Genomic DNA, 23,826 nt, shown 5'->3' with positions numbered 1-23,826 from the left:
ACCTCCGGCGCCCATCCATCACCCGCGCAGGTTCACGCCGTGGCTCGGCAGGCCATATCCGCGCAGGGGAGCGCATCGACCTTCGGCGCGGGCCCGGCGCCCGGTCGTCCGAACAGATAGCCCTGGGCTTGCGCGCAACCTTCCTGCAACACCATCTGCCGTTGCAGTTCGGTCTCCACGCCTTCCGCAAGCACCGGCAGAGACAGGCTTTTTCCGATGCCGACGATCGCGCGGATGATCGATCGGGCGGCCTTGTCGTCGTGTTCCGCCTGAACAAAGCTGCGATCGATCTTGATCTTGTCGAACGGGAAACTCTGCAGATTGCTGAGCGAAGAATAGCCCGTGCCGAAGTCATCCATGACAACCTTGATGCCATGTTCCTTCAGCGCCTTGAGGGTGTTCACCGTTCTGATCCGGTCCTTCATCATCGCGGTTTCGGTGATCTCCAGTTCAAGCCGTGACGGTGCCAGCCCGCTCTCATCCAGCGCAGAGATTACGATGGCCTGGAGGTTGGGCGCCTGAAACTGGGTGGCCGATATATTGACGGCGAGGGAAAGCGGCTCGTCCCAAGCGGCCGCATCTTGGCACGCCCTGCGCAAGACCCATTCGCCGATGGCGAGGATCGATCCCGATTCCTCCGCAATGGGCACGAACAGTTCAGGGGACACGTTCCCCCGTTCCGGGTGGGTCCAGCGCAGCAGGGCCTCGTAACCAGTCACGCGACCGCCCGCGACCGCGACAAGTGGTTGGTACACCAGATGAAGCTGCTGGCGATGGATAGCCTGGCGCAGGTCGCCCTCGATCTGGCGGCGATCCCGCACCGCCGCATCCATGTGCCGGTCGAAGAACATGGCCACACCGCGCCCGGACGTCTTCGCGCGATAAAGCGCGACATCGGCCGCATGATGCAGCTTGATCGCGTCGACGGCGTCGGACGGAGCGATGGCGACGCCGATGCTGACACCCACCGCCATCGGATCGGTCGTGACGTCCATCTCCCTGCTGAACTCCGCCAACAGGCGGGCTGTCAGCGCGCGGGCGCCTTCGGGCTGCGCAGAGCCGACCTGCAGGATGACGAATTCATCGCCGCCGATACGCGCTACCGTGTCGGAGTCGCGGACACACCTGCGCAGGATCGCGGCGACCTTCTGCAGGACCTGATCGCCCTGGGCATGTCCGAACAGATCGTTGACCGCCTTGAAGCGATCGAGGTCGAGAGCCAGCAGCGCCACCGGTGTAAGCGTCCGTTGCGACAAGGCGAGCGCGTGATCCATTCTTTCCTGCAACAATGTGCGGTTTGCGAGGCCGGTCAGCCGGTCGTGCCGGGCGAGATGTTCGATTTCGCGCTGGGCGGCCTTGGCCTGGGTCAGGTCGCGCACCGCAAGTACCTGTGACAGGCGCCCACGATATTCGACTTCGCGGATCATCACTTCGTAGACTGAGCCGTCCATCATGTCGCGCGGCACGGCTTCGATCGGTTTTTCACGCAGGTGCAGGATCGGGCGACCGTCCGCGGCGGCGAGGAAGCCATCGGGATCCTGGCCCAGCAGGTCGGTCGTGCTGCTTTGCATCATGTCCACGAACCGCTGGTTCGCTTCCACGATGCGATTGCCCCTTACGATGGCGATGCCTTCCAGCGTGGCGTCGGCAAACCCCCTTAGATCCGTGAGATAGCGGTCGATGAGCGTGGCCAGCGCGGTCAGGATGACGAGCAGGATCGTCGATGCGGTGACGGCACCGACCAGCCACGTCTGGCTGTCGGCCGGTTCCACCATCGGCAGCGACGGATCGTAGCGCAGCGTCGCGGCCGCCATGCCGGTAAAATGGATGGCGCAGACCGCGATGATCGAACCTGACGCGCTTAGGACCAGCCGCCGGATGCCCGATGTGCGGGCGAACACCTGGAACGACGCGGTGAACAGTACGAAGGCTGTCAGCGTGCTTTGGGCATAATACAACCAGTCGAGTTCGATACGGGCCTGCGCCCGGATGGCGGCCATGCCGACCAGGTGCATGGCGCTGACGCTGACTGCGACGACACACCCGGCCAACGCACATCTGGACAAGGAGAAACCTTGCAGCACCTGAAGGGCAATCCAGAAGCCCAGTACGCTTAACGCTGCGGAAACAAGCGTGATGTGGAGGTCGTATGCGATCGGCATGGCGCCTTGATAAGCGAGCATCGCGACGAAGTGCGTCGCCCAGACTCCCAGGCCCGCAGCGCACGCACCCATTACCAGCCAAGCCTGCCTACGTTCGGAGCGGCATTCTTCCGCGCGTCCAAGTGCAAGAAAAAACGTAATACTTCCAACGATCCAAATCATGCATGCTAGTGATACAATCAGCGGATCATGTTGGTTTATCACGCATTCAAATACTTCTAGCATGGTCGTCCTTTCATGTGAAAGGGACCACAGCAAAGTTATATAACTGTAAACTTGTGCAGCATTAACGCGTTTTGGTGTCGTGGCGAACAGTCGTGCTGGCGGCGCCAACCGCAGCTGGAGAGGTGCGCGAGTGACCCCGCCACCACCTCGACACAGTGCAAAAAGCCCCGCCGCCCTTTGCCACGGCGCACCACAATCACTATCGTCTGACGATGCATGCCCCCTTCGTTCCGTTGCGCGTCTTTTCCGCCTATTCCATGCTGGAAGGGGCGATAGAGCCAAAGGACATCGCCAAGCTGGCGAAGGCGAACGGGTTCCCCGCCATCGCCATCTGCGATCGCAACGGCCTGTATGCCGTCAGCGCGTTCGCCAAGGCGTGCATGGGTGAAGGCGTGCAGCCGATCGTCGGCGCCCTGCTGGGCGTCGCGCGCCCGGATTGCGGCACGATCGACCACCTGCCGCTGCTGGTGCAGGACGAGGCCGGCTGGCTCAACCTGTGCCATCTCGTCAGCCAGGCCCATCTCCACCGCCCGCTGGAGCTGGAGCCGCATGTAACCCTCGCCGAGATGGCCGGCCGTACGGACGGGCTGATCGCGCTGACCGGCGCGGCGGAGGGCGGCGTCACCCGCCTGCTGGCCGCGAACAAGCCGAACGCGGCCGAGGCGCTGCTGCGTGACCTTGCCGGGCTGTTCCCCCGCCGCCTCTATATCGAACTCGCCCGCCGGGGTGACGCGACGGAGGACGCGGCGGAGGACGATCTGGTCGAACTCGCCTATGCCCGCGACCTGCCGCTGGTCGCCACCAACCCTGCCAATTTCGCCGAATCGCACATGCACAAGGCGCACGACGCCATGCTGTGCATCGCCCATGGCAGCCAGGTCGACAGCACGGACCGGCCACGCTCCATGCCGGAGGCGTGGGTCAAGAATGCCGAGACCATGGCGGACCTGTTCTCCGACCTGCCCGAGGCGATTGAGAACACGCTGATCGTGGCGCAGCGCTGCGCCTTCGCCCCACCGCGCCGCAAGCCGATCCTGCCCAGCCTGGCGGGCGATCTCGAAGGCGAGGCGCGGATGCTGGCGGAGGATGCGCGCGCCGGCCTCGCCGCGCGGCTGGCTCCTTATGGCGAGCTGACGGCGGAGGAGCGGCAGCAATATGCCGACCGGCTCGATTTCGAGGTCGAGGTCATCACCCGCATGGGTTTCCCCGGCTATTTCCTGATCGTTGCCGACTTCATCAAATGGGCCAAGGGGCAGGGCATCCCGGTGGGGCCTGGTCGCGGCTCCGGCGCGGGATCGCTGGTCGCCTGGTCGCTGACCATCACCGATCTCGATCCGATCCGGCTGGGCCTGCTGTTCGAACGGTTCCTGAACCCCGAACGCGTCAGCATGCCGGACTTCGACATCGACTTCTGCGAAACCCGGCGGGGGGAGGTGATCCGCTACGTGCAGGCCAAGTACGGCCATGACCACGTCGCGCAGATCATCACCTTCGGCAAGTTGAAGGCCCGCGCCGCGCTGCGCGATTGCGGCCGCATCCTGCAGATGAGCTACGGCAAGGTCGATCGCCTGACCAAGATGGTGCCCAACAATCCGACCGACCCGTGGGACCTCGGCCGCGCGCTGAACGGCGTGGCCGAGTTCAAGCGCGAATTCGACAACGATAACGAGACCAAGCGCCTGATCCTGCTGGCCAAGCAGATCGAAGGCTTCCCGCGCAACAGCTCCACCCACGCGGCCGGCGTGGTGATCGGCGACCGGCCGCTGGCGCAATTGGTGCCGCTGTATCGTGATCCGCGATCGGACATGCCCGTCACGCAGTTCGACATGAAGTGGGTGGAGGATACCGGCCTCGTCAAGTTCGACTTCCTTGGCCTCAAGACCCTGTCCGTGCTGCAGCGGGCGGTGGACCTGTTGGGCCGACGCGGCATCAGCGTGGACCTGTCGGCACTGCCGTGGGACGATGACCAGGTGTTCGCGCTGCTGAAGCGGGGCGACACGGTGGGTGTGTTCCAGCTGGAATCGGAAGGCATGCGCCGCACGCTGACCGCGGTGAAGCCCACCCGGTTCGAGGACATCATCGCGCTGGTCTCGCTCTACCGCCCGGGCCCGATGGACAACATCCCCCTGTTCGGCAAGCGCAAGGGCGGGGAAGCGCCGATCGAATATCCGCACCCCAAGCTGGAAGGCATCCTTGCCGAAACTTACGGCATCTTCGTCTACCAGGAACAGGTAATGCAGGCCGCGCAGATCCTGGCGGGCTATTCGCTTGGCGATGCCGATCTGCTGCGCCGGGCGATGGGCAAGAAGATCCAGGCGGAGATGGATGCGCAGCGCGCCCGCTTCGTCGAGGGTTGCCTCAAGGTCAGCGGGATCGAGGCGAAGAAGGCCAACGAGCTGTTCGATTTGATCGACAAGTTCGCCGGTTACGGCTTCAACAAGTCGCATGCCGCCGCCTACGCGCTGCTGTCATACCAGACGGCCTGGTTGAAGACCCACTATCCGGAGGAGTTCTACGCCGCCTCCATGTGCTTCGACATGCATCAGTCTGAAAAGCTGGCGGTGTTCGTGGACGACATGCGCCGCGCCGGGCTGGACCTTCTCGGGCCGGACATCAACGCGTCCGAGGCGGAGTTCATCGTCGAGCAGACCGACACCGGCCTCGCCGTCCGCTACGCGCTGGCGGGCATCCGCAATGTCGGCGAGAAGGCGATGGAGGCCATCGTGGCGGAGCGACAGGCACATGGTCGCTTCACCGGGCTGGAGGACACGTTCCGCCGGATGCCGCCCGGCTGCATGAACCGCCGTCAACTGGAAGGGCTTGCAGCGGCCGGCGCGTTCGACACGCTGGAGCCGAACCGGGCGAAGGTGCTGGCCAATGCCGACATGCTGCTGGCGGTCGCCGACCATGCCAGCCGCGAACGCAGCAGCGGGCAGGCCGGGCTGTTCGGCGGGGACGATCATGTGGAGCCTGCCTTGCGGCTGGTCGATGCGCCGGCCTGGTCGCGGCAGGACCAGATGGCGGCGGAACGCGACAATTTCGGCTTCTTCTTCGCCGCGCATCCGGTGCAGCAGTTCCGCGCGGTGGCCTCGGCGCAAGGGGCGCGGTCCTACGGCTCGATCATCGGGGAAGGCGTCGCTGGCGGGCGCCGCACGGCGGTCATGGCCGCGCTGGTGGAAGGCGTCAGCAAGGGCCGCACGCGCAAGGGCGCGGCCTTCGTGCGGGCCGACTTCTCCGACGCGACCGGCCAGTTCAGCGCCGCCTGTTTCGAAGAGACGCTGGTGGACCCGTTCGGGCGCTGGGCGGAAGATGGCACCTGCGTGCTGCTGCAGGTGGAACTCGACAGCCCCAGCCCGGACGAGCCGCCGCGCATCACCGTGCGCGGCGCGCGGCCCTTGTCCGAAGTGACCGGCAGCGTGCGCATGCAACTGACGCTGGACGTCGCGGACCTGTCCGCCCTGCAAGGCCTGCGCGACCTGCTGCAGCCCGGCGATGCGGGGCGGGGGGAGGTGCTTGCGACCCTGCGCGTCGGTGATGGCGCGGCCGACCCCGTATTGCGGCTCGGCCGCGACTTCGCACTGGATGGTGAATTGTCGGAACGGCTGGCCGCGGTGCCGGGCCTTTCGGCGGTATCGCTGCACCCGATGCCTGCGGGCGGGCAGCGCGGCCGATTGCGACTGGTCGCCTGAACCAAAGCGCGTCGGCGCAAGAAGAAAGGGCCGGGGGATCGCTCCCCCGGCCCTTCCTGTATCAGCCTGCTGCTGCGATCAGCGGCCCGAACCGGGGCCGTAGCTGATCTCGACGCGGCGGTTCTGCAACTCGCGCACACCGTCGGCGGTGGGCACACGCAGGTTCTGCTCGCCGAAGGCCTGGCTGGTGATGCGCGCGGCGGGGATGCCACGGCCGGTCAGGTAGGTGCGCACGCTTTCGTTGCGGCGGCCGGCCAGACCCATGTTGTAGCGGGTGGAACCCGACGTGTCGGTGTAGCCCGCCAGCATGATCGGCACGTTGGCGCAATTGCCATAGGCCGTGACCGCACTGTTCAGCACCGCGGCCGCTTCCTGCGTGATGGTCGAGCTGTCCCAATCGAAGAACACCACATACGGCCCGCGATTGCACTGCGCCACCGGCGGCGGCGGGGGCGGCGGGGGAGGGGGCGGCGGCGGAGGCGGCGGGGGCGGCGGGGGGGGCGGCGGCGGAGCGTCCGCACCACCCAGGTTCACCAGCAGCGTCGCCAGGATCGAATGGGTGGTCAGCTGCGCCTCGACATCGCGGCCCAGGCCGTCGCCGAACTCCAGATCGTCCGTGCGGAAGTAGCGGTACTTCACGCCCACGTCGAAAGCGTCGCTCACCGGCAGGCGCAACATGGCAAGACCCTGGTAGGCCAGCGCCTTGTCGTCGCCGCTGATCACGGTCGGGCCGTTGCTAGCCTGCATGCCGCTGGCATCCACGCGCGCGATGCCGACGCCGCCGCCGAAGGACAGGCCGAGGCCGGTCTCGCCACCGAAATCGGCCAGCGCGTTCAGCATCGCGCTCACCACCTGAATCTTGCCATCGGAATCGCCGGTGCGTGGCACTGCCGATCCGCTCAGGCGGTCGACGCCGAAGTTCATGTAATTGCCCTCGACCTCAATCCGGCCGAGCCCGGCGTCATAGCCGACCAGGCCACCGGCTTCCCAGCCGGTGCTGGCCGTCTCGGCACGCGCCACGGTGCCGCCATTCGGCAGGCGGAAGTCGATATCGTCCGGCAGCACGACGCCGCCCTGGGCGCCGGCATAGACCTGACCGTCCTTGGCGAGCGCCGGGGTGGCGATAACCGCCCCCGCCGTCATCAGCCCGATTAGCAGCTTGCTCATGAAATCTCCCCTGTATGCCGGACCGCGAAAGTCAGGCGCGCCACATGCCCGTCCGCACGCCGCGCCAAGTGCGGCAATCTGTGCAGATTACGCGCCCAACGCCACTTACCTCATCAGGTTCCTGGAAGCTGCCCTTTGTCGGTTGTCAAACAGCAAGCCTGTACCATTACAGGTCGAGCATGAACTGGCCCGGCGCCTCCGGCCAGTGCGGCGGCACGGCAAAACTGCCACAGTCGAGCGCAAATCGCAGCGGCTGGAGCCCGGCCCGGCGGCGCGCCGCGGCAAAGCGCGCGGACAGCAATTGCGCCCATGGGCCCTGGCCACGCATCCGGCTGAAGAAGTCGGGATCGTTGTCGCGCCCGCCGCGCATCTCGCGCACGATCCCCATCACCTTCGCCGCGCGATCCGGGAAATGGACCGCCAGCCATTCGCGGAACAGCGGCGCCACCTCGTGCGGCAGGCGCAAGGGAATGTAGCCGACCGATTGCACGCCGATCGCCGCGGCGCGCGCGATGATCGCCTCCAGCCCGTCATCGGTGATGGCCGGGATGATGGGGGAGATGGCGCAATGCACCGGCACGCCGGCCGCCACCAGCTTCTCCAGCGCCGCCAACCGCCGCGCCGGCGCCGGCGCGCGCGGCTCCAGCAGCGCGGACAGGCGCAGGTCCAGCGTCGTTACGCTGATCGCCACCGCCGCCAATTGCCGCCGCGCCATCGCCCCCAGCAGGTCGATGTCCGCCAGCACCCGGTCGCTCTTGGTGGTGACGGTCACGGGGTGCGCCGCTTCCAGGCAGACCTGCAGAACCGCGCGGGTCAGCCGCCAGTCCCGCTCGATCGGCTGATAGGGATCGGTATTGGTGCCCAGCGCGATCGGCCGTGGAACGTAGCCGGGTTTGGCCAGCGCCTGCCGCAGCAGGGCGGCGGCATCGGGCTTGGCGAACAGCTGCGTCTCGAAATCCAGTCCGGGGGAGAGGTCGTGATAGGCGTGGGTCGGCCGCGCGAAGCAGTAGATGCAGCCGTGCTCGCACCCACGATACGGATTGACCGAACGGTCGAAGCCGATGTCGGGCGAGGTGTTGTAGGACAGCACCGATTTCGCGCGTTCCGCCGTGACGGTGGTGCGCAGCTTGACCGGGGGCCCATCCAGCGTCGCCACATGGTCGCGCCAGTCGCCGTCGACTTCCCTGTCCTGCCCGGCGAAGCGGCGGGACCGCTCCGCCGATTGCGCGCCACGGCCACGGATCGGCGGAGGACTCGGTGGAGGCGCCATGACAAGAACAAACATAGAACATTGGTGCAAGTGGATCAACCTGGGGCTCGCCGCCATCTGTGACGTTGTGACATTCCGCGGGACAGGCTAGGTCGCCGGGCCACCATGCCCGCGATGCTGCTCCCCATCCTGTTTGGCGTCCTTGCCAGTGCCGCCACGCTGCTGGGGGGGCTGCTCGCACTGCGGCTGCAGAACCGGGCGACGCTGGTGTTGGGCCTTGCCGCCGGCATCGTCCTCGGTGTCGCCTTGTTCGACCTGATCCCGGAGGCGGTGGAGCTCGCCACGGACCGTTACGAGATGCACCAGCTATTCGCCTGGCTGGGCCTCGGCGTCGGTGCCTACCTGCTGCTGCACCAACTGCCCGGCGCGGACCGGCCGCAGCCGTGGCAGGCGCATCTCGGGCCGGCGAGCCTGACGCTGCACAGCTTCATCGACGGCGCGATGATCGGCATCGCCTTCCAGGTCTCGGCGGAGATCGGCTGGCTGATCGCCGCTGCCGTGCTGACGCATGACGTGGCCGATGGGATCAACACGGTCAGCCTGTCGCTCGCCCGGTCGGGCCCGCGCATCGCGAAACGGTGGCTGCTGATCAATGGCGCGGCGCCGCTGGCAGGCACGCTGGCGGGCCTGCTGATCGCGGTGCCGGACGGGCTGATGGCTCCGCTGCTGGCGGTGTTCGGTGGCGTGTTCCTGTATATCGGCGCGTGCGAGCTGGTGCCGCGCAGTCATGCCCGCGACCCGCGCCTGCGCGTCACGCTGGCGACGCTGGCGGGCATGGTGCTGATGTGGGTGGTGACCGGCCTTGCCCACGGGTGACGCCGGCTTACCGCTCCAGCAGGCGGGGCATTAGTTCCACGAAGTTGCAGGGCCGGTTCCGGCTGTCGAGCTGTTCGGCCAGGATGCCGTCCCACCCATCCTTCACCGCGCCGTTCGATCCCGGCAGCGCGAAGATGTAGGTGCCGCGCGCCACGGCCGCCAATGCCCGGCTCTGCACCGTGCTGGTGCCGATCGTCTGGTAGCTGATCCAGCGGAACAGCTCGCCGAAACCGGGGATCTCCTTGTCCGCCACGCGCAGCACCGCCTCCGGCGTGATGTCGCGCCCGGTCAGGCCGGTGCCGCCGGTGGAGATTACCGCGTCCACCGCCGGATCGTCGATCCACCCTTCCAGCCGGGACATGATCGCGCCCGCATCGTCCCGCTCTATCGCGCGCGCGACCAGCGTGTGGCCGGCGCCGGTGATCCGCGCGGCCAGGATGTCGCCGGACGTGTCGTCATCGGGTCCGCGCGTGTCCGATACGGTCAGCAGCGCGATGTTGATGGGTCGGAAGGTGCGGCTCTCGTCGATCGCCATCAGCGTTGTCCTCCGGCCGAAAGGTACACCTGCCCGCCGGCGCCGGGGAAGGCCGGCCACTGGTTCTGCGCCAGGCTGACGCGGCTGGGGGACAGGTCGGCGCTCGCCTGCCGTTCGTACATCCAGTAATTGCGGGTCACGATGGCGACATAGCCGCGCGTCTCCCAATAGGGGATCGATTCCATGTAGAGCAGGGGATCGCCGCCATCATTGATCTCCCCGTTCCAGCGGGTGACGGGGGTCAGCCCGGCATTGTAGGCGGCCATGATCTTGGGCAGGGCGCCGCCCGTCGCCGGGCTGTCGCGCAGCATGGCCAGGTTCTGCTGCCCGAATGCGAGGTTCACTGCAGGGTCGAAGATGTTCAGGCTGCCCGCATCCATGCCCAGCCGCGGGGCGTGCTGGCGCACGGTGATGGGGGTGATCTGCATCAGACCCTGCGCCTGCGCCGGGCTGACCGCACTGGCGCGGAAGTTCGATTCCTGCAGCGTGTGCGCGAAGGCGAGCGCCGGATCGACCTGCCAGCCATTGCGCGGCGCCCAGCGCGGGGCCGGGTAATAGCTGGCCGGATCGCTGCGCGCGCCGTTGGGCGCGTTGTACGCCATGTAAAGCTGGGTGGACGGCAGCCCCAGATCGCGCGCCAGGCGCGACAATGCCGCATAATCGCTCGCATCGCCGCACCGTGCCTGGTGCAGCAGCACCTCGCTGGCGAGGTCGTCTTCCCCGACCTCCATCAGCGCGATGGCGACCCGCACGTTCTCCTGCCCACCGACCTGTTGCCAGTCGCGTGCGCTGAAATCGGCGGTATCGACGCGGGCGGGCAGGGCGGTGCCCAGTTGCTCGGCCGCCAGCATGCCGTACATCGTCTCGTCCGCCAGCGCCGCGCCCCGCAGCAATTCGGCACTGTGGTCCGGCCTCCGGTTGCGCAGCGCCGCCCGCGACGCCCAATATTGCGCGGCCGATCGCAGTTCGGGATTGTGCGCGTAATAGGCGGCCCGCTCGAACGCGTCGCCGGCGGTGACGAAATCGCCCAGCCGCCATGCGGCAAGGCCGGCGGTCCATTCGCCTTCGCCGACCCACGGACCGTCGCCCGCCGCCACCGTCTGCGCCAGCCCCAGGGCGGCGGCATCGCGGTTCTCGATGTAATAGCTCCACGCCACCCGTTGCCGCCATTCGGCGCGCGCAGCCGGGCTCAGCAGCGCATCCACCCCGTCCAGCAGAGCGCGCGCGCCATCGGGATCGTCGTTCTTGATCCGATCCAGGATAGCGGTGCTCAGCGTCGCCGGCATCGTGCCGTCATTGATGGACGAGGGCAGGATGCGCTTGGGAATGCCGCCCTGCGATTGCATCTGCTGCGGCATCGGCAGGCCGGGCAGGCTGGTGGCGCCGCGGGTCAGCGCCAGCCGGGCCAGTTGCTCCGCCTGCGGCAGGGTGCGCCCGCGCTGCATCCACGCGTCGATCTGGTACAGCTCGACCCGCGGGCTGCCCGCCGCGGTGTAGAGTTCGGCCAGCGCCACGGGGTGCAGCACGCCGTCTCCGCGCTGCGCCAGCAGCCCCTGCGCGCCCGGCCAATCCTGCCGCCGGATCGCGGCGAACACCGCGCGGTAATATTCGCGGTCGACCTGGTTCAGCTGCGCGGGGACCTCGGTCGCCGCCAGCTGCACCCGGCCGGCATAGTAATCATGGCTGCTGCGGGCCTGTCCCGCCGTGGCGGACAGCGCCAGTGCTGCCACGCCTGCAAGAATGGTCCTGATCATCAATCCCCGTCCGTCCAGTCGAGCAGCGCGCGCCACAGCTGCGCGCGCAATTGCCAGCGTGCCAGCAGCGCGTCGGGCGCGAAGCTGGCCAGCACCGGGCTTGCGACGCCACAAGCAGACAGAGTGTGAACACCGGGAGATGCTTGCGCCGGATCGTGCCCCAGCAGCGGCAGAACGTCGCCAGCGCCCAGCACCAGCAGGCGGCGGGGCCGCACTAGCGCGACGTGGTGCTGGATGATCGCGGGCAGCCCGATATCCTGAAAGGCCGTCCAGTCGGGCAGCACGATGTGCGCGGGCAGGGCGCTGGCGAGGTACAGGTCGTCCTCTGCCAGCTCCAGCGCGCGGGCGATCCCGCCGATCAAGCGACCCTGCGGCCCCGACAGCAATTGCTCGCCATCCTCCGCTTCCGGCATTGCGACCAGCACCATCAGCTCCGGCTCTGCCGTGCCGCGTGGAGCGACGCGGCGATCGGGGCCGGGCAGGCTCGGCTCTGCCATCCACCATGCGGAAAAGGCGGCCGGATCGGCCGGCCAGCCCGCCGGATCGCCGCCGATCTTGTGAACTTCCGGCTCCGGCGCGGGCGGGTTCGCGGGTGCCTTGCGCTTTGCCGGCGGTTCGGGCGGGGCCAGCCAGTCCTGCGGCTCGTCATGGAAGGCATGGCTGATCCCGGCCGCCTGCCACCAGTCGAGCACCGCCGCGATCGTGTCGGCCGCATGTTGCGCCGGCGGGGCTTTGGCGGCGTTGTCGGTCACGCGCCCGTCTTGACGTCAACGGGTGCAACGATCAAGTCCGGTCCATGAACCAGAACAGCACTTTGGTCGAAGGTGTCGAGCGCGAGACGATGCCGGTCGACGTGGTGATCGTCGGCGCCGGTCCCGCAGGTCTTTCCGCCGCTATCCGCCTGAAACAGATCGACGATGCGCTGGAAGTCGTCGTGCTGGAAAAGGGCAGCGAGGTCGGCGCGCACATCCTGTCGGGCGCGGTGATCGATCCGCGCGCGCTGGATGAATTGCTGCCCGACTGGCGGGAGAGCTGCCCGCTGGCGGACATGCCCGTGACCGGCAACCACCACTGGGTGCTGACGCGCGGCGGCAAGTACGAGATGCCGCATCTGCTAATGCCCCCGCTGATGAGCAATGACGGCAACTACACCGGCAGCCTCGCCAACCTGACCCGCTGGCTGGGCGAGCAGGCGGAGGCGCTGGGCGTGCAGGTGTTTCCGGGCTTCCCCGCGGCGGACCTGATGTGGGGCGACGACGGCGCGGTGATCGGCGTGGTGACGCAGGACATGGGCGTGGGCCGTGATGGGACGCCAAAGGACGATTACCAGCCCGGCATGGGCATCCTGGCGAAACAGGTGCTGATCGCAGAGGGTGTGCGCGGCAGCCTGGCACGGCAGCTGAAGACCCGCTTCGACCTGGAGGCGGACTGCCAGCCCCAGGTCTATGGCCTGGGTGTCAAGGAATTGTGGGACATCGATCCCGCGAAGCACGAGCCGGGCAAGGTGGTGCACACGCAGGGCTGGCCCCTGTCGGAACATGACAAGGCGTGGGGCGGCGGGTTCCTGTACCACCAGGCGGGCGGCCAGGTCGCCCTCGGCTACGTCACCGCGCTCGACTACGCCAATCCGTACATCAGCCCGTTCCAGGAATTCCAACGCTGGAAGCAGCACCCTGCCATCCGCACCCTGCTGGAAGGCGGCAAGCGCGTCGCCTACGGCGCGAAGGCGATCAACGAAGGCGGCTGGCAGAGCGTCCCCAGGCTCGCCTTCCCCGGCGGCATGCTGGTCGGCTGCAGCGCGGGTTTCGTCAACGTACCCCGGATCAAGGGCACCCACACCGCAATGAAGAGCGGCATGCTCGCGGCCGAGGCCGCCGCCGCCAGCATCGCGGCGGGTGAGGAGAACGTCCAGCTCGACAGCTACGACGCGGCGGTCCGCTCCAGCTGGATCGCGGAGGAGCTGAAGAAGGTCCAGAACGCGCAGCCGCTGGTGACCAAGTTCGGCGGTGAGATCGGCACGGTACTGGCCGGCGCGGACATGTGGCTGCGCACCGCCGGCATCCGCCTGGGCGCGCTGGGCCACCATCCCGACCATGCCGCGACGCTGCCGGCGCATATGTTCCGGCCGATCGCCTATCCCAAGCCCGACAACGTCGTCAGCTTCGACCGGCTGTCATCGGTGTTCCTGTCGGGCACCAACCATGAAGAGGACCAGCCGAGCCACCTGACGCTGAAGGACCCGGCGATCCCGCGCGAGGTCAATTTCCCGATCTATGCCGGGCCGGAGCAGTTCTACTGCCCGGCCGGCGTGTACGAATACACCGGCGTCGAAGAGGGGCGACCGGAACTGGTCATCAACGCGCAGAACTGCGTCCATTGCAAGACGTGCGACATCAAGGATCCGCGCCAGAACATCGTCTGGGTCACGCCCGAAGGCGGCGGCGGGCCGAATTACCCCAATATGTGATGACAGGAAGATGATCGTGCGCCCCATCCTTGCCGCGTGCTGCGCCGCCGCGATGCTGATGATCCCCGGTCCGGCCCAGGCGTGGGGACCGATCGGACACCGGGTCGCGGCGGAGTTGGCCGACCGCTTCGTCTGCGGCCAGACCCGTCTGGAAATCCGCGAGCTGCTCGGGCCCGAGACACCGGCCGATGCCGCCAACTGGGCCGACTACATGCGCCTGTCGCCCGACCCCGAATGGCACGACAAGACATACCCTTGGCACTTCGTGACCATTCCGGACGGCAAGACCTATGCCGAAGCGGGCGCCCCGGCGGAGGGTGACGCCATCTCCGCTCTCGCCGCCTACCGCGCGACGGTGCTGGACGCCGACGCTCCATTGGAGGAGAGACGAGCGGCGCTGCGGATGGTGATCCACATCGTCGGCGATCTGAACCAGCCGCTGCATGCCGGCAACGATCACGATCGCGGCGGCAACGACGTGACCGTAACGCTTCGCGGCGGCGAGCAGACGAACTTGCATGCGCTGTGGGACAGCGGGCTGATCGATATGGAGCAGATGTCGTATCGCGAATGGGCCGATTACCTGCAGAACCAGCTTACGGCGGAGGAGGCGATCGCCTGGGCGACTACCGACCCGGCGACCTGGGCCAATGAGTCACGCGCGCTGCATTCGCAGGTCTATCCGGCCACTGATCAGATCGACGGCACCTACATCTTCCGCGCACGGCCATTGCTGCACCAGCAGATGACCAAGGCTGGCTTGCGGCTGGCGAGTACGCTGAACGCGATGTTCGGCCATTGTGCGGGCGTTGGGGCGGAAGCGACCGATGCTCGCGGCGCGCCCGCCAGCAGGTAGCCAGCGGCTCAGTCGCCGGCGCCGGACTCGTCCGGCTTCTCCTGCCCGGCTACGGTAATCGGCTTGCGCAGGATGTCGCGGACGTAGATCCGCTGCACGAACAGGAACAGGACGATGGTCAACGGCGCGGCCAGCAGCACGCCGAGGCCGCCGAACAGCACGCCTGCGCCAAATACCGCAAATAGCAACACCGCCGGCGGCACGTCGACCGCGCGCTTCTGGATCATGGGTTGCAGGACGTTGCCCTGCAATTGCTGGATAACCAGGAACAGGCCCACGCTCCACAAGGCGGTCATCGGCGATACGGTGAAGGCCAGCAGCACGGCCGGTATGCCGGCCAGCACCGGGCCGACCAGCGGGATCACGTCCAGCAGCCCGGCGATCAGGCCCAGGCCGCCCGCCGCCGGGACCCCCAGCAGAGCCAGGCCCGCCCAGGTCAGCGTGCCCACCAGTACGGAGGAGACAGCCTGCCCCAGCATCCATCCGCGGAGGCCATTGCCGCAATCGTCCAGGAAGTCGCGCGCGGGCTTTTCCGCTTTCCGCGGCATCAGCAGCACCAGCCCGCGCCGGTGGAGGCCCGGATCGGCGGCGATGAAGATCGCGGCGAAGAACACCAGCACGAAGTCGGTCAGGCCGCTGCCCACGGCCAGTGCATAGGTGCCGATGCGGCTGGCGACGGAGGACAAATCCTGCGTGCCCTGGTCCAACAGGCTGGTCAGCGTGCCGCCATAGCCCAGCCGTTGCAGCAGCCCTTCCACCTGCTGCAACGCGGGCGGGATGGAGGCGGTGATCGTCTCGAACTCCTGTGCGAACTGCGCGCCGAACAGCGCAAAGGTGCCGATGAACACCAGCAGCAGCACGATAACGGCGATGGTGAGCTTCAATCCGCGGGATTTCAGGCCGGTCAGCCTGCCGATCCCCTGTGCCATGGCATCGAAGATGCAGGCGAGCACCACTGCGGCGAACACCAGCAGCACGAAATCCGACAGGCTGACCAGCAGCCAGGCGAGGCCAAGGACCGCCAGGATTGCGACCGCCGCGGTGACGATCCGCCCAATCGTCCACGACTTGTCCTGCGTGCCAGTCGCCATACCCAGATCGTCCATGCTGCCCCCCAATCGCATTGCCGCATCAACCAAGCTGCCCACGCGACGTTCCGCAACATTGCTGGCGCGGCAGGCCCGCCGCGCTATGAGGTCGGGCATGAGCATGACCGAGACCGCCTATGCCAAGATCAACCTGGCGCTGCATGTGCGCCGGCGGCGGCAGGATGGCTATCACGAACTGGAGACGCTGTTCGCCTTCGTTGACGCCGGCGACCGGCTGACGATGCGTGCCGCGGCGCAGGACAGCGTGGTAACTGTGGGGGAGTTCGCCGACGCACTGGATGATCCGTTTGCCAATATCGTGACGCGGGCGCTGGGCACCCTGCCGCGCAGCGGGGGGCTGGCGGTCACGCTGGAGAAGAGCCTGCCGGTTGCTGCCGGCCTTGGTGGGGGGTCGGCCGATGCGGGCGCGCTGTTTCGCGCCGTGCGGGACAGCGCCGGCTTGCCGGATGATTGGCACCGGCGCGCTGCCCGGCTGGGCGCGGATGTGCCCGCCTGCGTCGAAAGCGTCACCTGCATCGGACGCGGCACCGGGACGGAACTGGAGCCGGTGGCAAGTGACCTGACCGGCACGCCCGTGCTGCTGGTGAACCCGCGCCTGCCGCTGGCGACCGGCCCGGTGTTCCAGGCCTGGGACGGGCAGGATCGCGGGCCCATGCCCGACGGGCCGCCATCGCTGATCGCGCGGGATGGCCGTAACGATCTGGAAGCGCCAGCCATCACGCTGTGCCCCACGATCGCCGACGTGCTGGCTGCACTGGAACGCACGGGCGCGTGGCTGGTACGGATGAGCGGATCAGGCGCGACCTGCTTCGCCCTTTATGCCGAGGCAGCCGCGCGCGATGCGGCCGCTGCCGCGATCGCCGCTGAACAGCCCGGCTGGTGGCAGTTGGTGGGCAGGCTGCGCTGACCACCGCGGCTTCACGCCTGCAAAGTTTTGCGCGGCTTCAAGCGCGGGGCACAATGGTGTAGCGGCAAAACCGATCCACCATCCGCTTGTCTGTCTGGAAGTGCCCATGCCCGCCTATCGCTCCCGCACCACCACCCACGGTCGCAACATGGCGGGCGCGCGCGGCCTGTGGCGGGCGACCGGCATGAAGGACGAGGATTTCGGCAAGCCGATCATCGCCGTCGTCAACAGCTTCACCCAGTTCGTGCCGGGCCACGTCCACCTGAAGGACCTGGGCCAGCTGGTCGCGCGCGAGATCGAGGCGGCGGGCGGCGTCGCTAAGGAATTCAACACCATCGCCGTCGATGATGGTATCGCCATGGGCCATGACGGCATGCTCTACAGCCTGCCCAGCCGCGATCTGATCGCCGACAGCGTCGAGTACATGGTCAACGCCCATTGCGCCGACGCGATGGTGTGCATTAGCAATTGCGACAAGATCACGCCCGGCATGCTGAACGCGGCGCTGCGCATCAATATCCCCGTCGTGTTCGTCAGTGGCGGTCCGATGGAAGCGGGCAAGGTGGTGCTGAACGGCAAGGAGGTCGCGCTGGACCTGGTGGACGCCATGGTCGCGGCCGCCGATGACCGGATGAGCGACGAGGAAGTCGCCGCTATCGAGCGCAGCGCGTGCCCGACCTGCGGATCGTGCAGCGGCATGTTCACCGCCAATTCGATGAACTGCCTGACGGAGGCGCTGGGTCTGTCGCTGCCGGGCAATGGATCGACGCTGGCGACCCATGCCGACCGCAAGCAATTGTTCGAGCGGGCCGGGCGGCTGATCGTGACGCTGGCGCGCCGCTATTACGAGGAGGAGGACGAGAGCGTCCTGCCCCGCTCCATCGCCACCTTCGCCGCGTTCGAGAACGCAATCAGCCTCGACATTGCGATGGGCGGATCGACCAACACCGTGCTGCACCTGTTGGCCGCCGCTCACGAGGCGGGGGTCGATTTCACCATGCGCGACATCGACCGGCTGAGCCGGCAGGTGCCGTGCCTGTCCAAGGTCGCCCCGGCGAAGAACGACGTCCACATGGAGGACGTCCACCGGGCAGGCGGGATCATGGCCATCTTGGGGGAGCTGGAGAAGGCGGACCTGCTCAACACCGCGCTGCCGACGGTGCATAGCCCGACCATGGCCGACGCGCTGGATGATTGGGACATTGGCCGCACGCGCAACAACCGGGTGCATGAATTCTACGCCGCCGCACCCGGCGGCGTGCCGACGCAGACCGCCTTCAGCCAGAGCCGGCGGTGGGAAAGCCTGGACCTCGACCGCACCAACGGCGTGATCCGCGATGCCGAGCATGCGTTCAGCCAGGATGGCGGCCTTGCCGTGCTGTACGGCAACATGGCGCTGGACGGGTGCATCGTGAAGACGGCCGGCGTGGACGAGAGCATCCTGACGTTCACCGGCCCGGCGCGCGTGTTCGAATCGCAGGATGCGGCGGTTGCCGCCATTTTGACCGATCAGGTTGTGGCAGGTGATGTGGTAGTGATCCGCTACGAAGGCCCGAAGGGCGGGCCTGGCATGCAGGAAATGCTGTACCCGACCAGCTATCTCAAATCGAAGGGACTGGGCGCGGCCTGCGCGCTCGTGACCGATGGGCGCTTCTCCGGCGGCACCAGCGGTCTTTCCATCGGGCATGTCAGCCCGGAGGCGGCAGCGGGCGGTGCCATCGCGCTGGTGCAGGATGGCGACACTATCGCCATCGATATCCCAAACCGCACCATCAACCTGCAGGTGACCGACGAAGAGCTTGCCCATCGGCGGGCCGCCATGGCGGCAAAGGGTGATGCCGCGTGGGCTCCCGCGCAGGCGCGGCCGCGCAAGGTCTCTGTCGCCTTGCAGGCCTATGCGGCGATGACCACCAGCGCGGCGCGTGGCGCGGTGCGCGACATCTCGCAGTTGAAGCGGGGCGGCTGATCATCTTGTCCCAGGTTCTGACCGCCGCGCAGATGCGCGCGGCGGAAGCGGCGCTGATCGCGGATGGCGACAGCGTGGATGCGCTGATGGAGCGGGCCGGCGCCGGCGCCGCGGAATGGGTCTGGCGCATCTGTGCCGGGCGGGCGGTCACTGTGCTGTGCGGGCCGGGCAACAATGGTGGCGACGGTTACGTCATCGCGCGGATCCTGGCGGAACGAGGTGTGCCGGTCAGCGTCGTCGCGCCGCTCGCCCCCGCATCGGACGCGGCCAAGGCGGCGCGGGCGCGGTGGGGCGGGGAGCCGGTGGCGCAGGCCGAGGGCGACGTGCTGGTGGACTGCCTGTTCGGCACCGGGCTGTCGCGGCCTCTCTCCGACGATCTTGCCCGATTGCTGGCGCACCTGGCGGGATCTCACAGCAGATGCGTAGCTGTAGACCTGCCGAGCGGCGTGGACTGCGACACTGGCGACCTTTTCGGCCGCAGCCTGGCCCGGTATGATGTGACGCTGGCGCTGGGCGCATGGAAGCCGGCTCATTGGCTGATGGATACGTGCGACCTAATGGGGGAGCGGCGGCTGGTTTCGATCGGCATCGACCAAGTGGCGGGTGCCGGGCGCTTGCTCCAGCGGCCAAACCTTCAGGCGCCGCCGCGGAACTCGCACAAGTACGATCGTGGTTTGCTGGCGGTGGTCGGCGGAGCGATGCCGGGCGCCGGCCTGCTGGCGGCACGGGCAGCGATGCGGGGTGGAGCCGGCTACGTCAAGCTGCTGGTGGCGGAGCGGCCGGACGGCGCGCCCGATGATCTGGTGGTGGATGCCCGACCGCTCACCGATGCGCTGGATGACCCCCGGATCCATGCGGCGTTGATCGGGCCGGGGCTGGGCCGAGATGCCGCCGCCGACGCGCGGCTTGATGTAGCGCTGGCAAGCGGCGTGCCGCTGGTGATTGATGCCGATGCTTTGCACCTGCTGACGCCGGAACGGCTGCACCGGCGTAGCGCGCCGCTGATCGTCACCCCTCATGCGGGCGAGTTGGCTGCCGTGTGCAAGGCCTTCGGCGTGGCAGCAGAGGGGAAGGTGGCGCAGGCGACGGCGCTGGCAGCGGCGCTGGATGGCGTGGTCATCGCCAAGGGACCGGACACGCTGGTGGCGGGGCCAGACGGCGCGCTGGTGTTCACGCCCGCTGCATCGTCATGGCTGTCGATCGCGGGTACGGGCGACGTGCTGGCGGGCGTCGTCGCCAGCCAGTTCGCCGCCGGGAAACAACCGATGAGAGCCGCCGAAAATGCGGTCTGGCTGCATGGGGAGGCGGCGCGGATCGCGGGCCCGGTGCTGGTGCCCAATGATCTGATCGCCGCGTTGCCCGCGACCTGGCGGGCATGCCGGTGACCGGGTCCACCAGCACGATCGTCCGCGTCGCCGCCAAGGGTGACGGTGTGACCGAAGACGGGCGTCACCTGCCGCTGACGGCGCCGGGTGACGTGGTGCTGGCGGACGGCACCGTCCAGCCCGGGCCGCACCGCGCGCAGCCACCCTGCCGCCATTTCGGCCGCTGCGGCGGCTGCCAATTGCAGCATCTGGACGAAGCGGCGCTGGCCGGCTTCGTCAGCGACCGGGTAACCCTGCCGGCGCAAACATTGGCACCGGCCACGACTGCCCTGGCACATCTCAGCCCGCCACGCAGCCGCCGCCGGGCGACGCTGCATGCCGGCGGCGGTTCCGTCGGATTCCGGGAAGCCGGATCGCACCGCATCGTCGACATGCGCGAGTGTCACGTGCTGGCGCCCGACCTGTTCGCCGCCGTGGCCCCGCTGCGGCGCATGCTGGCGAGCCGCCGCGGTCGGCACGCGGCGGACATCACGCTGGCCCTGACCGACCAGGGCGTCGATTGCACGATCAAGGGCCTGCCGATCGAAGGGCTGGAACAGACGGAGGCGCTGATCGCCTTCGCCGAGGAGCTTGCGCTGGCGCGCCTGACGCTGGACCAGGGTTATGGGCCCGAAACCTTCCGGGAGCCGCAGCCGGTGACTGTCACGCTGGGCGGGATGCCCGTGCCGTATCCGTCCGGCAGCTTCCTGCAAGCGACGACCGATGGCGAGGCGGCGCTGGTCTCCGCTGCGCGCGAGTGGCTGCGCGGGTCTACGCAGGTCGCGGACCTGTTCGCCGGGCTCGGCACATTTGCGCTGGCGTTGGCGGCGGATGGCGTACGGACGATGGCGGTGGAGGCGGCACGGGATGCGCATCTCGCCTGCCGCACGGCCGCCGGCCGCGCCCGCCTGCCCGTGGAGGCGGTGCATCGCGACCTGTTCCGCAACTCCCTGCGGGCAGAGGAGCTTGCACGGTTCGATGCCGTGCTGCTTGATCCGCCACGCGCCGGCGCGCGCGAGCAAGTGGTGCAGCTGGCGGCAAGCGGAGTGGCACGCATCGTATATGTCAGCTGCAACCCTGCAAGCTGGGCGAAGGATGCGGCGGTGCTGGTGCAAGCCGGCTGGCGTCTGGCGGAGCTGCGGCCGGTGGGGCAGTTCCGCTGGTCCACCCATGTCGAGCTGGCCAGCCTGTTCGTGCGCGACTGAGGTGTTCAGCGCTGCCTGAATTCACGCTACGTTGCCGGCAGAACAACAGGCGGGAGCAGGTGGATGGCGCGGGTCGAGCGGGCCGGGCTGCGGGTCGATGCGGCATTGGCGGAATGGCTGGAGGCCGAGGTGCTGGCACCGCTGGGCCTTGCAAACGACGGCTTCTGGCACGGCTTCGCTGGATTGCTGGCACAGTTCACGCCGGAGAACCGCGCCTTGCTGGCGGAACGGGCACAGCTGCAGCGGGCAATCGACGACTGGCATATCACACGCCGCGGCCAGCCGCATGATGCGATCGCCTACTATGCGATGCTTGCGTCGATCGGCTATCTTCAACCGGACCCTGCGCCCTTCGTCATCGATGCGGCGCCGATCGATCCGGAGATCGTGACGCCTGCGCCGCAGCTGGTGGTCCCGGTGCTGAACGCCCGGTACCTGCTCAATGCCGCGAATGCCCGTTGGGGCAGCCTGTATGATGCATGGTACGGCACCGACGCGCTCGGCGACCTGCCGCTGGGCGACGGCTACGAGCCGGGGCGGGGCGCACGGGTGATTGCGGCCGGGCGCGCGTTCCTGGATGAGGCTGTGCCGCTGGCGACGGGCAGCTGGGTCGATCTGCCCGATGTGGATGCAATCCGCCTCTCCGACCCTGCGCAGATGGTCGGCACGACGGAACAGGGCCTTCTTCTCCGCCACAGGGGCCTGCATGTGGAGGTGGTGATGGACCGCGCCGACCCGATCGGCCGCGACGATCGCGCCGGTATTGCCGACATCAGGGTCGAAGCCGCGCTGACCACCATCGTGGATCTGGAAGATTCCGTTGCTGCGGTCGATGCATCCGACAAGCTCTCAGCCTATCGCAACTGGCTGGGCGTACTGCGCGGTGACCTGACGACGAGCTTCGAGAAAGGGCACGAGCGGCATTACCGGCGACTGGCCGGCGATTTGCCTTATACGGGATTGGACGGCCGCCCGGCCGCGCTGAAAGGGCGCAGCCTGCTGTTCGTGCGCAATACCGGCCTGCTGATGACCAGCGACGCCATGCTGCTGCCCGACGGCGCCGAGGTATTCGAAGGAATGCTGGACGCCGTGATTACCGCAGCAATCGGTGCATTGGACGTGCGCGGCCTGACCCGGTGGCGTAACAGTGCGGCCGGCGCCATCTACATCGTCAAGCCGAAGCTGCACGGCCCCGCGGAATGCCGCTTCGTCGATCGGCTGATGGCGACCGTCGAGGAGTTGCTTCATCTGCCTCCGCGTACGATCCGGCTGGGATTGATGGACGAGGAGCGGCGGACCAGCGTGAACCTGGCGTGCTGCATCCACGCGCTCCGCCATCGGTTGTGCTTCATCAATACCGGCTTCCTGGACCGGACCGGGGACGAGATCCATACCGCGATGCAGGCCGGCCCGGTGGTCCGTAAGGGGGCGATGAAGGGCACGGCCTGGCTGGAAGCCTACGAACGTCGCAACGTCGCGGTCGGGCTTTCCTGCGGGCTGGCAGGTCAGGCGCAGATCGGCAAGGGCATGTGGGCCGCGCCCGACCGGATGTCGGCCATGGTGCGGGAGAAGGGCGCGCAATTGCTGGCTGGTGCCAGCACGGCATGGGTGCCGTCGCCAAGTGCCGCGATGCTGCACGCGCTGCACTACCATGCGATCGATGTGACCCACGCGCGTGCGGAACTGCCGTCTGCGCCCGAACTGGCGACGCTGCTCGAGATCCCGTCGCAGCCGGTCGTCCACTGGTCGGCGGCGGAGATTGCGGAGGAACTGGACGGCAATTGCCAGAGCCTGCTGGGCTACGTCGTGCGCTGGGTGGACGCGGGGATCGGCTGTTCCAAGGTGCCAGACATCCATGATGTCGGCCTGATGGAAGATCGTGCTACGCTGCGCATCAGCGCGCAGCATCTCGCCAACTGGCTGCTGCACGGGGTGGTCAGCCGGGGCGAGATCGAAAGTGCACTGCTGCGCATGGCGGCGAAGGTAGACGCGCAGAATGCCGCGGACCCCACCTACCGTCCGATGGCGGACATAGGCATGGCGCATCCGGCACTGGCGGCGGCCGCGGAACTGGTGTTTGACGGTGCAGCGCTGCCGAACGGGTATACGGAGCCGGTGCTGCACCGCTGGCGGCGTTTCGTTAAGGAGGAAATGTGACGCCCAAGGGCGGGAACCATATGACGCGCGCGCGCGTTAGGGCGCGCATTATCGAAGGCATGCTGCGATCATGACGGGGGCGCGGCACTCGATGCCGAAGTAATTCCCGCATTACGAGTGCTTGAATGCCGGCAAGAACAGGCTTTGATACGGGCCCGCTGCCCTATGCCGGGCTGT

General features: G+C 67.8%; 16 protein-coding genes. 9 read left to right on the top strand and 7 right to left on the bottom strand.

Annotated elements, in window-relative coordinates; genetic code table 11:
- Window positions 1-32 precede the first annotated feature (32 nt).
- Window positions 33-2,387, bottom strand: coding sequence for an EAL domain-containing protein (locus V5740_RS06875; RefSeq protein WP_347304322.1), 2,355 nt, complete (start codon window positions 2,385-2,387; stop codon window positions 33-35).
- Window positions 2,388-2,599: 212 nt separating this feature from the next.
- On the opposite strand from V5740_RS06875, the gene dnaE reads away from it, so the two are divergent.
- Window positions 2,600-6,076: a DNA polymerase III subunit alpha gene (gene dnaE / locus V5740_RS06870; protein ID WP_347304321.1), complete on the top strand. Its 3,477-nt coding sequence runs from the start codon at window positions 2,600-2,602 to the stop codon at window positions 6,074-6,076.
- 78 nt (window positions 6,077-6,154) lie between these two features.
- Here the strand turns inward: dnaE and V5740_RS06865 are convergent, their stop codons facing one another.
- Both V5740_RS06865 and V5740_RS06860 read right to left on the bottom strand, forming a co-directional pair.
- Window positions 6,155-7,243 (bottom strand): OmpA family protein, encoded by a 1,089-nt coding sequence (locus V5740_RS06865; protein ID WP_347304320.1) that lies wholly within the window; start codon window positions 7,241-7,243, stop codon window positions 6,155-6,157.
- 166 nt (window positions 7,244-7,409) lie between these two features.
- Entirely contained in the window at window positions 7,410-8,513 is a 1,104-nt protein-coding gene (locus tag V5740_RS06860; protein WP_347304319.1) for a PA0069 family radical SAM protein, read from the bottom strand.
- A gap of 105 nt (window positions 8,514-8,618) precedes the next feature.
- Here V5740_RS06860 and V5740_RS06855 point away from each other — a divergent pair, with 105 nt between their 5' ends.
- Window positions 8,619-9,329, top strand: coding sequence for a ZIP family metal transporter (locus tag V5740_RS06855; RefSeq protein ID WP_347304318.1), 711 nt, complete (start codon window positions 8,619-8,621; stop codon window positions 9,327-9,329).
- Window positions 9,330-9,336: 7 nt separating this feature from the next.
- Here V5740_RS06855 and moaB read toward each other — a convergent pair whose 3' ends face one another.
- From moaB to V5740_RS06840, 3 genes are read right to left on the bottom strand one after another with little or no spacing between them, the layout of a single operon-like run.
- Window positions 9,337-9,864: a molybdenum cofactor biosynthesis protein B gene (gene moaB / locus V5740_RS06850; RefSeq protein WP_347304317.1), complete on the bottom strand. Its 528-nt coding sequence runs from the start codon at window positions 9,862-9,864 to the stop codon at window positions 9,337-9,339.
- Window positions 9,864-11,618, bottom strand: a complete 1,755-nt coding sequence (locus V5740_RS06845) for a transglycosylase SLT domain-containing protein (protein WP_347304316.1) — start codon at window positions 11,616-11,618, stop codon at window positions 9,864-9,866. Before V5740_RS06845 ends, moaB begins: the two co-directional genes overlap by 1 nt.
- Complete coding sequence (locus V5740_RS06840; RefSeq protein WP_347304315.1) at window positions 11,618-12,370, bottom strand: hypothetical protein; 753 nt, start codon at window positions 12,368-12,370, stop codon at window positions 11,618-11,620. The genes V5740_RS06845 and V5740_RS06840 overlap by 1 nt, the downstream gene beginning before the upstream one ends.
- Before the next feature lie 44 nt (window positions 12,371-12,414).
- Between V5740_RS06840 and V5740_RS06835 the strand changes: the two genes are divergently transcribed.
- Window positions 12,415-14,085: an electron transfer flavoprotein-ubiquinone oxidoreductase gene (locus V5740_RS06835; RefSeq protein ID WP_347304314.1), complete on the top strand. Its 1,671-nt coding sequence runs from the start codon at window positions 12,415-12,417 to the stop codon at window positions 14,083-14,085.
- A 16-nt stretch (window positions 14,086-14,101) separates the two neighbouring features.
- Window positions 14,102-14,941 (top strand): S1/P1 nuclease, encoded by an 840-nt coding sequence (locus tag V5740_RS06830; RefSeq protein WP_347304313.1) that lies wholly within the window; start codon window positions 14,102-14,104, stop codon window positions 14,939-14,941.
- A gap of 8 nt (window positions 14,942-14,949) precedes the next feature.
- Here V5740_RS06830 and V5740_RS06825 read toward each other — a convergent pair whose 3' ends face one another.
- The gene (locus V5740_RS06825; protein WP_347304312.1) at window positions 14,950-16,047 is read right to left on the bottom strand and encodes an AI-2E family transporter; all 1,098 of its coding nucleotides are present in this window, start codon (window positions 16,045-16,047) and stop codon (window positions 14,950-14,952) included.
- A gap of 97 nt (window positions 16,048-16,144) precedes the next feature.
- Here V5740_RS06825 and V5740_RS06820 point away from each other — a divergent pair, with 97 nt between their 5' ends.
- From V5740_RS06820 to V5740_RS06800, 5 genes are all read left to right on the top strand, one after another.
- Window positions 16,145-16,957: a 4-(cytidine 5'-diphospho)-2-C-methyl-D-erythritol kinase gene (locus V5740_RS06820; RefSeq protein WP_347304311.1), complete on the top strand. Its 813-nt coding sequence runs from the start codon at window positions 16,145-16,147 to the stop codon at window positions 16,955-16,957.
- A gap of 106 nt (window positions 16,958-17,063) precedes the next feature.
- Window positions 17,064-18,923, top strand: coding sequence for a dihydroxy-acid dehydratase (gene ilvD, locus V5740_RS06815; protein ID WP_347304310.1), 1,860 nt, complete (start codon window positions 17,064-17,066; stop codon window positions 18,921-18,923).
- Window positions 18,924-18,928: 5 nt separating this feature from the next.
- Entirely contained in the window at window positions 18,929-20,308 is a 1,380-nt protein-coding gene (locus V5740_RS06810; RefSeq protein ID WP_347304309.1) for an NAD(P)H-hydrate dehydratase, read from the top strand.
- Window positions 20,299-21,492 carry a class I SAM-dependent RNA methyltransferase gene (locus V5740_RS06805; RefSeq protein WP_347304308.1) on the top strand — a complete coding sequence of 398 codons (1,194 nt, stop codon included), beginning with the start codon at window positions 20,299-20,301 and terminating at the stop codon, window positions 21,490-21,492. Before V5740_RS06810 ends, V5740_RS06805 begins: the two co-directional genes overlap by 10 nt.
- Window positions 21,493-21,555: 63 nt before the next feature.
- Entirely contained in the window at window positions 21,556-23,649 is a 2,094-nt protein-coding gene (locus V5740_RS06800) for a malate synthase G (RefSeq protein ID WP_347304307.1), read from the top strand.
- The last annotated feature ends 177 nt before the right edge of the window (window positions 23,650-23,826 follow it).

It is taken from the genome of Croceibacterium sp. TMG7-5b_MA50, assembly GCF_039830145.1.
Lineage (GTDB): Bacteria > Pseudomonadota > Alphaproteobacteria > Sphingomonadales > Sphingomonadaceae > Croceibacterium.
Note: the sequence above shows the minus strand (reverse complement) of the source record. Positions and strands in the feature narration are given on the sequence as shown.

Coding starts and splice junctions, on each gene's coding strand:
- V5740_RS06835 (WP_347304314.1), top strand. CDS start 12,415: ATGAACCAGAACAGCACTTTGGTCGAAGGTGTCGAGCGCGAGACGATG.
- V5740_RS06825 (WP_347304312.1), bottom strand. CDS start 16,047: ATGGACGATCTGGGTATGGCGACTGGCACGCAGGACAAGTCGTGGACG.
- ilvD (WP_347304310.1), top strand. CDS start 17,064: ATGCCCGCCTATCGCTCCCGCACCACCACCCACGGTCGCAACATGGCG.
- V5740_RS06845 (WP_347304316.1), bottom strand. CDS start 11,618: ATGATCAGGACCATTCTTGCAGGCGTGGCAGCACTGGCGCTGTCCGCC.
- V5740_RS06865 (WP_347304320.1), bottom strand. CDS start 7,243: ATGAGCAAGCTGCTAATCGGGCTGATGACGGCGGGGGCGGTTATCGCC.
- V5740_RS06855 (WP_347304318.1), top strand. CDS start 8,619: ATGCCCGCGATGCTGCTCCCCATCCTGTTTGGCGTCCTTGCCAGTGCC.
- moaB (WP_347304317.1), bottom strand. CDS start 9,864: ATGGCGATCGACGAGAGCCGCACCTTCCGACCCATCAACATCGCGCTG.
- V5740_RS06860 (WP_347304319.1), bottom strand. CDS start 8,513: ATGGCGCCTCCACCGAGTCCTCCGCCGATCCGTGGCCGTGGCGCGCAA.
- V5740_RS06820 (WP_347304311.1), top strand. CDS start 16,145: ATGAGCATGACCGAGACCGCCTATGCCAAGATCAACCTGGCGCTGCAT.
- V5740_RS06800 (WP_347304307.1), top strand. CDS start 21,556: ATGGCGCGGGTCGAGCGGGCCGGGCTGCGGGTCGATGCGGCATTGGCG.
- V5740_RS06875 (WP_347304322.1), bottom strand. CDS start 2,387: ATGCTAGAAGTATTTGAATGCGTGATAAACCAACATGATCCGCTGATT.
- V5740_RS06805 (WP_347304308.1), top strand. CDS start 20,299: ATGCCGGTGACCGGGTCCACCAGCACGATCGTCCGCGTCGCCGCCAAG.
- dnaE (WP_347304321.1), top strand. CDS start 2,600: ATGCATGCCCCCTTCGTTCCGTTGCGCGTCTTTTCCGCCTATTCCATG.